Source organism: Nitrospira sp. KM1, from assembly GCF_011405515.1.
In the GTDB taxonomy this organism is placed as follows: Bacteria; Nitrospirota; Nitrospiria; order Nitrospirales; family Nitrospiraceae; genus Nitrospira_C.
In genome coordinates this window covers 1,844,413-1,858,925 of record NZ_AP022671.1, presented here as the reverse complement: position 1 = coordinate 1,858,925, position 14,513 = coordinate 1,844,413, and the positions used below count along the sequence as shown (strand labels likewise).

The window sequence follows — 14,513 nt, the reverse complement described above, 5'->3', positions numbered from 1 at the left end:
CGTGCACCCCTTCCGAAGGAGATGTGTGGAGACTGAAAGCCGGAAGACCGACACGGCATCTGTGCCGATCAGTGCAGAACAACAGCGCCTGGAAGACGACGCTCACCGGAAACGCCACTGGAAACGCTGGGGGCCCTATCTCAGCGACCGGGCATGGGGCACCGTCCGGGAAGATTATAGCCGCGACGGCTCCGCTTGGGAGTCGTTTCCACACGATCATGCCCGCTCCCGCACGTTTCGCTGGAACGAGGATGGCCTTGCCGGCCTGTGCGACCGCCATCAGTTCATGTGTTTCGCCATTGCACTCTGGAACGGCCGCGACCACATCCTGAAGGAGCGGCTGTTCGGCCTCACAGGTCCCGAGGGGAACCACGGCGAAGACGTCAAAGAGTACTACTTTTATCTGGACTCCACGCCCACGCATTCGTACATGAAATTCCTCTACAAGTATCCACAGGCTGCGTTCCCCTATGCCCAACTCCTGGAGGAAAACCGCCGGAGGGCGCGCAAAGAACCGGAATACGAATTGATCGATACCGGTGTCTTCGATGGGAGCAGGTACTTCGACGTAATCGTGGAATATGCGAAAGCGACTCCGGAAGACGTGTGCATACGTATCCAGATGATCAATCGCGGGCCCGTGTCGGCCGAGCTGACTTTGCTCCCCACCATCTGGTATCGCAACACGTGGTCATGGGGTTCCGATATCCGGCGGCCCCGGTTCAGACAGGCAGAATCAAGCAACCAGGCAAGCGTCATCGAAACGATCCACGAATATTACGGGCTGCGACGATTGGTCTGCGAGGGGCGACCGAACCTCCTGTTCACTGAAAATGAAACGAATACCCGCCGCCTGTATGGAGATGCGGAATGCAGCCGGTATGTGAAGGACAGTTTTCACGATTACATCGTGCAGGGCGACAAGGACGCAGTCAATCCGGACCACATCGGCACCAAAGCGTCGGCTCAATATGTGTTCACGTTGGCACCCGGTGTGAGCAAGACCGTTCGACTGAGATTCACCAATGAGGAAGCTGTACCGGCATTCAGCCATCAGGACTTCGATGCCGTGTTCGAGGAGCGGATTCGCGAGGCGAATGAGTTTTACGACCAGTTGGCTCCCGCCAATCTGTCGGAGGATGCGCGGCGCGTGCAACGGCAAGCGTTTGCCGGGTTGCTCTGGGGCAAGCAGTTCTATCACTACGAGGTGAACCGGTGGTTGAAGGGCGATACGGTCGGTACCGAACCTCCGGCTGAACGGCTGCGCGGTCGGAATGCGGATTGGACGCATCTCTACAATGCGGATGTGATCTCGATGCCCGACAAATGGGAATACCCCTGGTATGCCGCATGGGATCTGGCGTTCCACTGCATCCCCCTATCCCTGGTCGATGCCACCTTTGCGAAAGAGCAATTGGTTCTGATGCTCCGTGAATGGTATATGCACCCCAACGGCCAAATGCCCGCCTATGAATGGGCGTTCGGCGATGTCAATCCCCCTGTGCATGCCTGGGCGGCGTGGCGCGTCTATAAGATCGAAAAGAAGCGCAAAGGGGTGGGCGACCGCCGTTTTCTGGAGCGCGTCTTTCACAAGCTGCTGCTGAATTTTACCTGGTGGGTGAATCGCAAGGACATGGACGGCAAGAATATCTTCCAGGGGGGATTTCTCGGACTCGATAACATCGGCGTGTTCGACCGGAGCGCGCCTCTCCCCACCGGAGGGCGCATCGAGCAATCGGATGCGACGAGCTGGATGGGCATGTACTGTCTCAACATGTTGACCATCGCGCTGGAACTCGCCCGGGACAACGTCGCGTACGAGGATGTGGCGAGCAAGTTCTTCGAACATTTTGTCTATATTTGCCGCGCGATGAATAACATGGGCGGCGAGAAGATCGAATTGTGGAATCGGGAAGACGGCTTCTTCTATGACGTGCTGCATCTGCCCAACGGAGATACCCACCATCTGAAGGTGCGCTCGATGGTGGGACTCATTCCCCTGTTCGCCGTCGATACGCTCGACTCCGACCTGGTCGACCGTCTGCCCCGCTTCAAGCATCGGATGCAGTGGTTCATCGAAAACCGGCCGGACTTTGGTCAGCACATCGAGACGCAATCGTACGACGGTGGCGTGAGAAGGTTTCTCTCGCTGGTGACTCGCGACCGGCTGCGGTCCGTGCTTCGGTACATGCTGGACGAGCAGGAATTTCTGTCTCCATACGGTATCAGAGCCCTGTCCCGCCATCACAAAGAGCACCCCTACATCCTTTCGGTGATGGGGCACGAGCATCGAGTGGACTACGAGCCGGCGGAATCGTCAACCGACCTGTTCGGCGGCAATTCCAATTGGCGAGGGCCGGTCTGGTTTCCGGTGAATTTTCTCCTCATCGAGTCGCTGCAAAAGTTTCATTTTTTTCTCGGAGACGATTTTCAGGTCGAATATCCGACTGGATCGGGGCACCACATGACGCTCTGGCAGGTCGCCCGCGAACTGTCGCGCCGATTGACGCATGTCTTTCTGACAAATGAGAAGGGAGAACGGCCGGTCTTTGGAGGCACACGAGTGTTCCAGGAGGACCCGCATTGGCAGAACCATCTCTGCTTCTATGAATATTTTCACGGCGACAATGGCGCAGGCATCGGAGCAAGTCACCAGACCGGCTGGACTGGTCTCGTCGCAAAGCTCATTCAGCAGTCGGGAGAGTAATTTGAAAGTTTAATTTCCCGTTATCTCTAATCTCTTCTCAATTCGTGCCATGCAGATCCTCTGATTCGCTGAATCTCCAAGCCCGCAGTTACACCTTCCCCGAGCCCGCCATCGTGGTGCACACAGCATTCATACGTTTCCAACAAGGCAACGACGTCGCCTGCCTGGCATTCGAAAGGACTGCGTGCAGTGTCGGAAATGCACTGATTCAGAACGCGGTCGGTTCTACAAAACAATAATGAGTGCAATAGCAAAAAACATCATTGCAGCCGACTGAACTCTTGAAGAGTCTCCACGGCGGTGAGACCATGGAGCAAGGTTGGAACTCCATGAAGAACATTATTACCCGTCTGACGTTGCCCTGCAGGCATGTGACCAGAATCATCGCAGGGCCAAGGCAAACATTGTCTTCCATGGTCAACGCGAAGTTTCAGACCCATCTGTTTTTCTGCGAAGAGTGCCGGCTGTATGCGGCCCAACTGCGCTCGATACGGGAAGGTCACCAGCGCATGCCGGAGAAGCCAGAGCAACCCGTCTCTGACACGACAGAGCTTCATGAACAGACGAAGCCCAGGCAGCGTGAGGTCCTCAAATTGCGAAAAAAGTAGGTCGACGGGATTGAATGGTCGGCGGCCGGGGATGTTGCCTGCGAACTATCGATCGTAACAGCTCACGGTGCGCTCGAGACAATCACGGAGCGCCTGCGCAGGCTGGGATTCCGGGACCAACGGCGAGATGACCTGATAGGCTTGAAAACTCCATTCTGCCGGGCTGTCTTTCAGCAAGGCATCCATCCACAATATTTGTTTCAGAGACGCCGGAACGTCGGTGTCATTCAACGCCGCCTCAGCTGTCGGCAATCGCTTGGCCGGGATGACTTCGAACAGTCCCCGCGCGGTGCTTCCGTCGTGATCGATAATTTCTACCTGTGCGAAGCCGATCGGCAACGAGTGAGAAAGCGCGACGATGGCGCGCTGATCCTCGATGCCCCCGAGGGCGGCGATTTGCCGCGATTCTGATTTGACCGAAGTCACCCGCACCTCATAGGGCGGTGAACCGCCTGCCCAGGCAACATAGAGCGTCTTATCCGGCAAAGCGAGGTGGGACGTCCTGCCTTGCAATAGTGGGATTGCAAGCGGTTCGTCGTGTCCACGGCTGCTCGTGGCGACTTTGGTCACCGACTTGGCCTGCTGCGTGGTTAACCGACCGCCGACATCGAGGAGGAGGACACCCAGGCGCGACAGGAAGCCGGGCGGCGTCGCATTCGGCGGCACGACAAAAGGGGACTCGAGCTCGGTCACTCGGATGCGACGATTCCCGCATTGGAGAGAGAGGATGTTTCCTCGTCCGCGAACCGACAGCCGGTCGCCGGTTTGGACAGGAAGGAGGAGCGCCGGTGAGAGCGTACGTCCTGCCCGTTCGATAGAGAAGCTGTCGAGATTGCCAGCCAGCTGTTCAACATATCCTACCGGACCTGTACCGTCGGACGGACCGCCGTGGGCCAGGTTGATACTGCAGATCGCAATCCATACGAACAGAAGACGGGCGAGAAGGTTCAAGGAGGCCTCAACTGCCGGGTTATCGCGGCGATGCCTGGCTTGCCGCCTTACGTTTGATCGTCTGCGGCTCCACTTGAAAATCGACCAGGAGACCGTACGCCTGGAGCACCATCAACGGGAAGACAATATCTAACCACCATCCATATTGAAAAAGCCAGAGACTCAAAGGGATGAAGAGGACGTTGATGATGAGCCGGGCCACCCGCGTGCCCCACGACTTCGTAAAGTAGGAAAAGGAAAGGCTGAAGGCCATGATCAGGGCAATCAGCACCGTCCAACGGATCCGGGCGTCGGGTTCACGGATCTGGCCGTATTCAAGAAGGGCGTTGATTTCATTGATCACGACCAAGCCGCCCGGCATTTCACCCAAAGGGGTGACATGGCGGTCGTGGGCCGCGCCGTAACTTGACCCAATCACCACGATCTTTCCTTTGAGCCAATCGGGACTCAACGGGCGGCCAACAGGAGGGTCGGTAATGATGGAGGCGCGGACCCGTGAAAACAGTTCCGCCTGCACCGAATCGGGGAGAAATTTATAGAAGACGCGATGTTCGAGATCGTCGGGATTGAGACTCAAGACCACCGGTTTCCCCAACGACCGATCGATCAATCTCCAGGCCTTCGACGGTCGCGCCTTTGGATCGGGAATCCCAGCGGATGCCATCCGGGTGCAAAACGTGTCGGGGGGAGCAAATCGTTCTCGCAGTCCCGATCGAAACCGGGTGACGGCAAACGCCCCTCCATCCAATTCCGGTTGCCTGACCAGAGCCCAGGCGAGGAGCGCGATCGAAGGGGTCACGTTTGGTGTTCCCTTGATGCAGGTTGGTTCGAATAAACGCCAATCGCGGACCACGCCGTCATCATCGCGCTCGATCAAGGCCGATGCCCAATGCAACACGATGGAGTTTGCCAACGTGCTCTCAAGAAATTCAGAGGGACGCTCTTCCGAAATCGAGGCGGCGGTCTCGTGCTGGGTGCCGTCAGGAATTCGTCCGTCCGCGTCCGGCTGCAGCAGCGGCTGTCCGATAGACCGGACAAAAATAACCGGTACGCGGCTTTCAGCCCCGTCTCCTTGCGGGAGCAGGCGGCTGTAAGAGCCAAGATAGTTCTTCAAGAGTTCATCTGCGTCCCCGCCGGCCTCTCGAGGGGAAAGTCCTCCGGTCTGTGCCGGCACAAGCGCGACACGTTTGGTCAATTCCGTGTCCACGACGAGCAGCTTGGCCTGTGCCACGACGGCAAATCGGATCAGGGCGAGCAGTTTGTCCCGTGGGACGAACAGCTGCTCTCCCCATTGTTGGTAGGTTGCTTCGTCGATATCGACAAAGACGAACCGCTCCGATAAGGCCGGCGATTCGACCGAACGGTCTTTCCAGAAGTTAATCGCCCAATCCGTTGCCGACCGCTCTGCCGGGACGACCCCCGGAATGTATGGCCGACAGATGTGCAGGATAACCGCGGCCCCAAGGCCGATCGCGATGCTCTTGAGCAGGAGCTGTACGAATGAAGGGAGGTTTCGCCAGATTTGGGCGACCGGCGCTATAATGGGCTCCAACGGTTTGAGCCGATGCCGAAGCGATTCGATGAGCTTTTTGAGCAGGACGGATGGATCAAGCCATGAAGACATCATGCATCGCGAACCGGTTTGCGGGCTCACTGTCCCAAGGCCGCCGCGGGCACATGCGAAACACGTGCGGCAAGGAACCCCTAACAGGCGCGGCCCAGTGTATCAAACCGTACAAGACTTAAGACACCCGGCGCCCTCCGCTCCATGAGCAGTTCACGCAGGACACGTTTCACGGCAATGCGAACGATCCTCGCCGCTGCGGCCTGCATTTTCGCGACGTGGCTGGTCTTGCCGCATCCATCAGATGCCGAAAATCGGCGGGCCCTCTTGGTCGGCATCGACCATTACGACGGAGGACATGCGGCCGACGGGCCTTCTCGTTCATCATCCGGCGGCCGCCGCACTTGGCCCAACCTTCGTGGATCGGTCAACGATGCCACTGCCATCCGGGAGTTGTTGATCCGCCGGTTCGGCTTTCGACATCAGGACGTCATCCTCCTCACCGATGAACAGGCCACTCGGGCCGAGATTCTCGAACAGTTCAAGCGTCATCTCATCGATTCCGCCCAGCCTGGCGACCTCAGCATCTTTTTTTATGCGGGTCACGGATCCCGGATTCGAAATTCCAATTCGACAGAACTCGACGGGAAAGACGAAACGATTGTTCCCGCCGATGCCAATCGGGCACAGGCGGACCGGACCATTATCGACATTCGAGACAAGGAGTGGGATCGACTGTTTACCCGGGTGCTGGATCGAGGTGCGAAGCTCACGGCCATTTTCGACAGTTGCCATAGCGGTTCAATTTCACGCGGGGCGGTGCCCACTGCGGCCCAAGTGCGATTTCTGGAGGAGGATGACCGCGACGTGGCGGTGTTGATCGGTGAGGAGCCGCCGGCCCATCCCTCCGGTCAGGAGCCTGAACGGCGGGAGGGCGCGCTCATCATTTCCGCGACACAGGAAGATCAGCAGGCCAAGGAAGCGCTTCATCGTGCGGGAGATCAAACAGAATGGCACGGGGCCTTCACGCTTGCATTGACTGAAGCCCTGAACGAGACGGCGGTGAATGCGACCGCGGACCGGATCATGAGACGGGTCACAGCCAAGTTGAAAGCCGAAGGTCTGCAGCAGGATCCAGCGGTCGCAGGGGCGGAAGCCCGGAAACGAGCGCCGCTGTTCGGTGGTGATCCGGACGGCGATGTGCCGAAACTTCGAATCAATGTCGTCCGCGCCTACGGTCCTCATGACGTCGATGTGCAGGGAGGGAGTGCCATCGGTCTGACGAACGGGACGGAGTTAGTCTCTGCGGCCGGGGCGGTACGGCTACGCATAGCGAACGTGCGAAATCTCGCAAGGAGTCAGGCTGCTGTTGTTCAGGGAGACTGGAATCGGCTCAAGCCGGGAGATGAATTTGAGGTCAGCCGCAAGGGAAATGCCGACCCGGCGGCTCTCCGTATTTGGCTTCCCCCTGCGGTCAAAAACCTGCATGAGGCGGAGCACCTCGCCGCAGGGCTTCATGATCATCTATTGCAGATCGGTATGACTTGGGTTGTGGAACCGACCGAACAATCACCCACTCATCTCTTGACCTGGAATGGCTCGGAGTGGCTGTTGCATGGTCCTGACGGCCGGACACAAAAGGTCGGTGCGGCGCCGACGGCCAAGCAGATTGCCGAACGACTTCAGAAAGAGAGGGCCCCGATCCGGCTCTACATGAACATTCCTCCTTCCGCCGCATTGCAACGGATCCTTACGGCGTCGATCGAGACAATTCCGAATCCCATTCGACTGGTCAAGAACTCGGACGAAGCGCAATACGTGTTGTTGGGTCGCTTGAGCGACGGGCACGTGCACTATGCCTGGGCGCTTCGAAACCCTATTAGGTCCGCGGCGTCAGAAAAGGCTGATTCTCCGATGCCGCTTCCGGTGCATACCCTGTGGGGCACCTTCAATGACAAACCTATGGATTGCGCACACGGAGGTTTGCAGAGCTGTCTGGCAGGACTGGCCCGCATCCATCAGTGGCTCTCTATCAAGAGCAGTCCCGATGATCGGCGATTTCCCTATGAACTGACGTTCCGTCCGGCCGCCAGCACGCCGGCTGCCGGCTCCGGTACGTTGCGTGAAGGCGCATACCGTCTGATGCTCGAGTCCGATCGTGAAACCATCAAAAACATTCAACAAACCTGGGGAATCCAGCAGCGATACGTCTATGTCTTTGTGATCGACCAATCAGGACGATCGACCCTGTTGTTTCCCAACGATGCGAGCAAAGAATACGAAAACCTGATTCCCCCCAAAGGGTTCGAAAAAAAATCCCCCGAGCACCTGGCGATGATTGACTTGGGGGACAGTGGAGTTATGAGGGTCCATGCGCCGTTCGGAGTAGACACCTTTATCCTGCTGACGACGGCGCATGAGATTCAACAGGCGAGGCAACTCATTGAATCAGAAGCGGTTGCCGGATCGGGGCAGGAGACACGTGGACAGTCCGATTGGTCTATCACCCGGCAGTTTCGCCGCAGCCTGCCGGCAAATGCGGGGGACGGCGCTGTGCCTTGATTGCCAGGCAGGTTGAAACCGGCTCTTGTTATACTGCGCGCGGCAAATGGGAGCTTGACTCGGTGGGGGACTTTCTTTAAAGATCGACACCCGTTTCTCCGGTCTACATTCAACCGTGAGGACACTATGGCGTCCACTCGTCACTTCTCCCGATGGTGGCTTCCGTTTCCTGCGTTGGCCTTACTCGGAGTCGGAGGTTGCCCAACCTCCATGGGATGCGGGGTGTCCGGCAACATGCCCGGGAATCCCCAGGGATTTTCTGCTCAGACTTGGACCTGTCAGGCGAGTGTCCAGTTGGCTCAGGGCACCACCATTTCCAGTCCCGGCCAGGCGAAGGCCGACCTCGCCGCGAAAAAGGAATCCACCGCCGTGCAAGTGGCGAGTTTGCGCAATCAACTCGGCCAATCGGAAGAGCGGGGATTCGGGTTCGCAGGGAAAGATGGAGGAGATTCAGCCGGAGCGGCGCACCCCGTATCCGATGAACTCGCCAGGTTGACCGCGGAATCCGAGCAGCTGGACCGGCAGATTCGTTCCATTGAATCGATCAATCTTCCAGATGATGTGGTGGTGTTGAAGGACGGCACCTGGACAGTCGAAGGGGATCGGGTCACCTTTCACAGCGAGACGCCCTATACGCCGGGACAAAAGGTCGTCGTGCCATACGTGATGAAGACCGCACAAGGGGAGATCGTCAAAGTCGGCTACCTTCCCGTTGATTCGATTCGCGTCGAGCAGCCGCGTTGATTTCTGCGTCCGCGCAGGCGACACACGACGACGTGTGGCTGCCGGATTCCACGGGGGCCACATGCCGTCGCGATGTGCGATATGGTGGATCGGAACGCTCGTTCTGACATGGTCCTCACTCGCCTGCGCTGAAGAATTCCTCCCCGCTTCCAATCAGAAGGTTCGCGTCAGCCGGCAAGTATTCGATCAACTCGTCCGGTCGGTCAACGATCCTCGCACTCCGCCGGAATTCCGCATCGTCAAAGGCAAAGCCACCACCTTCGACGTCGCGCAGTTTCTCCCCGGCCGGCATGCCGTCTATCTCGAGGAGGAATTCTACGACCTGCTGCAGTCGTCGCTTCCCAAAGAACAAGCCAACGGGTTGGCGCTCATCCTCGGTCATGAACTCGCACATTTTTACCGCAACCATCGCTGGGCGGAAGGATTTGGCCGCGCCTTTGCGCACCGCCAAACGGCGTTAGGAGGCGGAGAGAGCGGGGAAGACGTGCCCCGGATCGAATCCGCCAAGGAACGGAGGCGGTTGGAAGCGGAGGCGGACTACTTCGGAGGGTTCTACAGTTTCCTGGCAGGGTATCAACCCCTTTCGGTGGCGACTCCGGTGTTCGATGCCATCTACACGCACTACCGGTTCGATCCCGGGCTTCCCGCCTACGAACACCTCAAGCACCGCCGGGAGACCGCGAAGGAGGCCCAACAGCGGCTCCGCGAATTGGCTCCGTTGTTTGAGACGGGGGTGTATGCGCTGCTGATCGGCGATTACACCAGCTCAGGATTGATCTTCGACCGGATCGCCACTGAGTTTCCGGGGCCTGAAATCCTCAATAACGCCGGGGTGGCCGAGGCGCTCGATGCGTTGCAATGGTTTTCGGAAACCGAGAACAGATTCGTCTATCCGTTCGAAATCGATTCAGAATCGCGGCTTGCCGGAGAAGGGCAGCGGGGCATGACGTTCGCCGATCCGGAGCAACGGCGCGGGCGTCGGAACGATTTGCTGGAGCAGGCCCGGCGTCATCTCGAGAAAGCGGTCGCCATGAACCCGTCGTATGCGATGGCCCTGCTCAACCTGGCCTGTGTATTCGACCTGCTGGGCGACTATGAGTCGGCCGGTTCTAGAGCCGAGGCGGCCCGGTTGCTTGCGCAGTCCCAGGGCGCCGCCGAGATGCTGGCTCGTGCGCATGCCGTCAAGGGGATCGTATTCTCCCATCAAGGTGATGATGAATCGGCCAAACGGGAATTTGGACTGGCTGCGAATAGCGGGAACGGCGCCGGTGTCGAGAACCTCGCGCGCATCAATGCGCCGGCGGGTCGAGCAAGTCTTCACGTTGCCGAACCTCGAACGCTCGCTCTTCCCGAGCAGGTCGGGGACATGAAGATCGCCGATCTCGGGGAAGGTGAATTCATGAATCCCAAAGACACGCGGACCCTGGCTCGGTGGGATGCGGACGACGAGTTGCGGCCTGCCTTGACCGTTGTCTCCAGACAACGGGGAACGGTTCGTGCCACGGCGATCATCAAAGGCAGCGGATCGATGCGAAGCTCAACGTATCTTCTGAGCGGACGGCAGGGAGCCGAAGGCCGGACGATCAAGGGCGTTCGACGCGGGGATACCGTGAACGTAGTCGAGCGGGCCTATGGTTCTCCGAACTCGGTTTTCGTGTCGGGACGGGGTCGCTACTACCTGTATCAAAGTCCCTATCGGGATGAACGTGTCGGCATCATCTTCAGATTCGACGACAAACAGGCTGTCGAAAGTTGGGTGGCGTTCCGGTCGGCGCACAGAAACTGACCGGACGTCGCCACCCCATTCCAATTACCTCGCGTTTTAGAATCGCGCCACGACCTGAAAGGTCGGTCCCCACGTGACGTCGTTATTGGCTGTCTGTCCGGTATTGACGTTGATGACCTGAGCACGGAAGCCCATCTGGATCGCAGAGCCGATGGAGCCGATGCTGCCGACCTTCAGACTGGGTCCGTCCAGGGACAAGCCGAACTCGGCAGAATAACCCTGAACACCCTTGGCCGTGGTCTGCACCGTTCCACTCGGGTTGTTGTTCGACTTCTCATCGTAGAATCCAACCGCGAGATTTCCATAGGCCTTCAATGGACCGGATACGGTTCCCGATCCGAACAAGCCGATCAGAGGTCCGCTGATGTAGACGCTCTCATGAGCCGGTCCCTGGACGGCTCCGGGATACGAGCTGCTGAACCGCTGTTGCATATTGTAGTATCCGGCGAATACGCCGAAGCCTCGCCAGATTGAGAGCGCACCGACGATGGAGTAATCACGACGGATCGCAGAGGTCTGGTCGATTGGCGGACCGTTTCCCCCGTTGTTAAATCCGAAAGGGCTGAAGTCGAATCCCCCAGCCTGAAGCCACGTAAAGTTAACGGAGAGGGCGTTCCACCATTCGTCGTTCCGTAACCGGACGGTACCGGTGATGCTGGGACCCATCATGGCCGTCGTGTCCGAGGTTCTGGTGGAGTTGATGCCGCCGACGAATCCCGCCGGCTGCCACTTTGCGACCCAAAATTTCATCCCGGCGTCCAACGAAAACCGATCGCCCAAGATTCCTCGTTTCTCCGGCTGGTCGGTCGACGGCGAGTCGGCCGGTATCTTGTCAGCTGTCCACGCCGGTTCAGACGTGAAGCCGGTCAGTGCCATCACACCGCACAGAATGCCCAGTCTCACAGCCCGCTTGCTCATGCGATTCCTCCTGAAATGGTTGGGTGATGTCGTACGCTGATATGCCGGTCACTCGGCTTGCCGGTGACCTAAAAGCCGCCCACGAACGGTGCTCGCTCGCTCTTCGCCGGTTTATACTGCGGCTCGGCCGATTCGCCCTTCGACGGGGCGTCTTTCGCGATCCGTTCCGCCTCACGCCGTCGCGCCTGTTCTTGTTCGAGTGCACGGCGCGTGTCGGTCTCTCGCTGACGCTGATCCGCCAGTTGGCGTTCGAGCGCCTCTCGTTGCTTCTTTTCTTCGGCGAGTTTCTTTCGCGTGTCGTCTTCAGCCTGGCGCTGGCCTTCCGCCGCCTTCAGCTTCGCGGCCTGCTGTGCGGCCTCGCCAGATTTTTTGGCTTCGGCAGCCTGCCGTTCGGCATCGACACGCTGACGATGTTCGTCTTCGAGCTGCCGTTTGACGTCCGCTTCTTCCCGGCGCTGCTTCTCAAGTTGGCGTTCGAGTTCGATCAGGCGAGCGCGCTCCAGTTCCAGCTTTTCTTTGGCATCGGTTTCGAGGCGGCGCCGTTCCTCGGCCATGCGTTCCAATTCCTTCTTGAATTCTTCCTGCGCTTTGTCACGCTGCTGGCGGACCGCTTCCTCGGCTTTTTTGCCCTGATCCTCGATGCCGCGTGCGGCCGATGCCAGCTGCAGGACGAACTGTCCGCCTTCGTCGTTTGCCCCTTGAAGGGGCTGGCTTCTCGGCATCTGTTCGGCATTCCGTGCGACGAGCGGAATGACATGGTCGGCAATCCGGCTAGGGACGAGATACGGCTCGTCGTTGTCTTTCAGGAACGTGATGAGGTGATAAGCGAAGACGCTGTGCCCGTCCTTGCCTTGATCGGCGACCGGCTCGTTGCTTCCTGAGGTGAGGCCCCAGCGAGACCGTTTGGCGTAGAGTTTGGCGTAGTACTTATCGGCGACGGGGTTGACGAGCGCCCGGGATTGCGCGAACAGATTGCCGCTGAAACAGGAATCGGCGATCACATAGACATGGCGGGCGCGCATGGCTGCGACGTAGTTTCGGATTGCCGCGTCCAGAATCCATGTTCCCGGTTCCTCCAGATTTCCCTCCACCGGAACCCACCAGGCGAGTTGGTTATCGTCGCTGTTCTGCCCGTGGCCGGCGTAGTAGACCAGCACACTGTCGGACGGTGCGGCCTCCCGGGCCATCTTCACGAACGCCCCTTCGATGCGGCTTCGAGTCGCGTCTCCATTGAGCAGCATTTTGATCTTCTCGGGCTTGAATCCGTACCGATCCACCAGCACCTGGCGTATGCCGCTCGCGTCGGCGACGGCGGTCTTCAATTTGGGGGCCGATTGATAGTCATTGATGCCGATGATCAAAGCCCAGTACTCGCCCTCGATCGATACGTCGCCAGGGACGGCTTTTGCCGGACTCGCACCACGCGATGCGGCGCCAGCAGGAGAAACGGAAAGGAGCGCCCAAAGGATGATAACAGTGGTGAGGAGAAGCAGAAGGCCTGATCGGCGGGAGCGGCTAACCATGGACCCTCGCAGAACAAGTCACGCTGCAATTGTTGCCCAGATTGGACAATACCGAAGGGGCTGAAGTGTACAATAGGCAGCCTCGGGCTTGCAATCGGCGGATTCGGATCGGTTCTTCATCTGTTGCGATGAGCCTGGCGCAGGCGGCGGGTGCCATAAAGGGCCGCGTTTCGGGTCATCTTGCACAGTTCGTGCAATGTTCTCACATTCCCCAGCCGTGCCTATCCACTTTACTTCCCTTCCGGCGCGCGTTACGCTTCCGCCCGATTCTCGACCGCTCACCGCTTGCATTGGGCTTTCCGGCGACTGTCATGTCGGTCGGACGCGACTCACCCCGGAGGACTTCACCATGTCACACGCCATGATGATCGTGATTGCGCTGGCGAATCTCTTGGCCCTGTTGCCTGCGGATGCGGCTCAACCGAGCCGCCCTCAAGCGGAATACTCGGCCGATTCGGTCGTTCAAACCGAGGAAGGGACCATTCAACAGCATGTGTACGTCACGCCGAGCAAGGAACGGCGGGAAATGCTGACCGGCGCCGGTGAAGGAGCGGTTCAGATTTTGCGATATGACACGAAAGTGATGTGGCAGCTCATGCCGTCGGAAAAGATGTACATGGAACATTCGATCGGCGGAGGCCAGGGCCGGGGGAGTGATCCGTCGCAATGGACCTATGAAGATACGGTGATGGGCGAAGAAACGTTGAACGGCGTCAAGGTCACGAAGTACAAGACCATCGCGACCAGTACGGACGGGAAGAAATATGGCGGCTTTTCCTGGCGGACTACGGAGGGAATCAACGTGAAGCAGGACCTTCTCTACAAGGAAGGCAACGAAAAGAAGCGGATGCTCACGGAACTCAACAATCTCAAGATCGGAAGGCAGGATCCTCAGCTCTTCGAGATCCCCGAGGGATTCACGAAATTCGACATGGGCATGATGGGAATGATGGGCCGTTCCGGTATGGGGCAGCCGATGGGCCGGCCCGATATGGGAGGGACGGGAACGCCGCTGCCCAGCACGCGACAATCAGGCACGAGACCAGAAGTCGTGATGCCGCAGGAGACTCCGGCGCCGAACCCTGAACCCCCGGCCGAATCTGAGGTGGACAAGGCCACCAATTTCATGAAGGGCCTGTTCGGTCGATAG

At 58.7% G+C, this 14,513-nt stretch carries 10 protein-coding genes; 6 read left to right on the top strand and 4 right to left on the bottom strand.

Translation table 11 applies throughout. From position 1 onward, the window contains the following. Positions 1-25 precede the first annotated feature (25 nt). Positions 26-2,707, top strand: a complete 2,682-nt coding sequence (locus W02_RS08435) for a glucosidase (protein WP_232068686.1) — start codon at positions 26-28, stop codon at positions 2,705-2,707. 329 nt (positions 2,708-3,036) lie between these two features. Continuing rightward, positions 3,037-3,315 carry a hypothetical protein gene (locus W02_RS08430; RefSeq protein ID WP_173046682.1) on the top strand — a complete coding sequence of 93 codons (279 nt, stop codon included), beginning with the start codon at positions 3,037-3,039 and terminating at the stop codon, positions 3,313-3,315. A gap of 45 nt (positions 3,316-3,360) precedes the next feature. Here W02_RS08430 and W02_RS08425 read toward each other — a convergent pair whose 3' ends face one another. Next, positions 3,361-4,266, bottom strand: a complete 906-nt coding sequence (locus W02_RS08425) for a hypothetical protein (protein ID WP_173046680.1) — start codon at positions 4,264-4,266, stop codon at positions 3,361-3,363. A gap of 19 nt (positions 4,267-4,285) precedes the next feature. Then, positions 4,286-5,893, bottom strand: coding sequence for a CHASE2 domain-containing protein (locus W02_RS08420; RefSeq protein ID WP_173046678.1), 1,608 nt, complete (start codon positions 5,891-5,893; stop codon positions 4,286-4,288). Positions 5,894-6,067: 174 nt separating this feature from the next. Between W02_RS08420 and W02_RS08415 the strand changes: the two genes are divergently transcribed. The 3 genes from W02_RS08415 to W02_RS08405 all read left to right on the top strand — a co-directional run bounded on the left by W02_RS08415 (position 6,068) and on the right by W02_RS08405 (position 10,922). After that, on the top strand, positions 6,068-8,392 hold the full coding sequence (locus tag W02_RS08415; protein WP_173046677.1) for a caspase family protein: 2,325 nt from the start codon (positions 6,068-6,070) through the stop codon (positions 8,390-8,392). Positions 8,393-8,518: 126 nt separating this feature from the next. Continuing rightward, entirely contained in the window at positions 8,519-9,136 is a 618-nt protein-coding gene (locus tag W02_RS08410) for a hypothetical protein (protein ID WP_173046675.1), read from the top strand. A gap of 61 nt (positions 9,137-9,197) precedes the next feature. Further along, complete coding sequence (locus W02_RS08405; RefSeq protein WP_173046673.1) at positions 9,198-10,922, top strand: tetratricopeptide repeat protein; 1,725 nt, start codon at positions 9,198-9,200, stop codon at positions 10,920-10,922. Positions 10,923-10,958: 36 nt separating this feature from the next. On the opposite strand, the gene W02_RS08400 is transcribed toward W02_RS08405, so the two are convergent. After that, positions 10,959-11,840: a hypothetical protein gene (locus W02_RS08400; protein WP_173046672.1), complete on the bottom strand. Its 882-nt coding sequence runs from the start codon at positions 11,838-11,840 to the stop codon at positions 10,959-10,961. 68 nt (positions 11,841-11,908) lie between these two features. Next, positions 11,909-13,363, bottom strand: coding sequence for a caspase family protein (locus W02_RS08395; protein WP_173046670.1), 1,455 nt, complete (start codon positions 13,361-13,363; stop codon positions 11,909-11,911). A 349-nt stretch (positions 13,364-13,712) separates the two neighbouring features. On the opposite strand from W02_RS08395, the gene W02_RS08390 reads away from it, so the two are divergent. Beyond that, entirely contained in the window at positions 13,713-14,513 is an 801-nt protein-coding gene (locus W02_RS08390; RefSeq protein WP_173046668.1) for a DUF4412 domain-containing protein, read from the top strand.

Bases quoted from the DNA above. Each gene is read 5' to 3' on its own strand.
- W02_RS08430 (WP_173046682.1), top strand. From the start codon at position 3,037: ATGAAGAACATTATTACCCGTCTGACGTTGCCCTGCAGGCATGTGACC.
- W02_RS08420 (WP_173046678.1), bottom strand. From the start codon at position 5,893: ATGATGTCTTCATGGCTTGATCCATCCGTCCTGCTCAAAAAGCTCATC.
- W02_RS08415 (WP_173046677.1), top strand. From the start codon at position 6,068: ATGCGAACGATCCTCGCCGCTGCGGCCTGCATTTTCGCGACGTGGCTG.
- W02_RS08410 (WP_173046675.1), top strand. From the start codon at position 8,519: ATGGCGTCCACTCGTCACTTCTCCCGATGGTGGCTTCCGTTTCCTGCG.
- W02_RS08405 (WP_173046673.1), top strand. From the start codon at position 9,198: ATGCCGTCGCGATGTGCGATATGGTGGATCGGAACGCTCGTTCTGACA.
- W02_RS08400 (WP_173046672.1), bottom strand. From the start codon at position 11,840: ATGAGCAAGCGGGCTGTGAGACTGGGCATTCTGTGCGGTGTGATGGCA.
- W02_RS08395 (WP_173046670.1), bottom strand. From the start codon at position 13,363: ATGGTTAGCCGCTCCCGCCGATCAGGCCTTCTGCTTCTCCTCACCACT.
- W02_RS08390 (WP_173046668.1), top strand. From the start codon at position 13,713: ATGTCACACGCCATGATGATCGTGATTGCGCTGGCGAATCTCTTGGCC.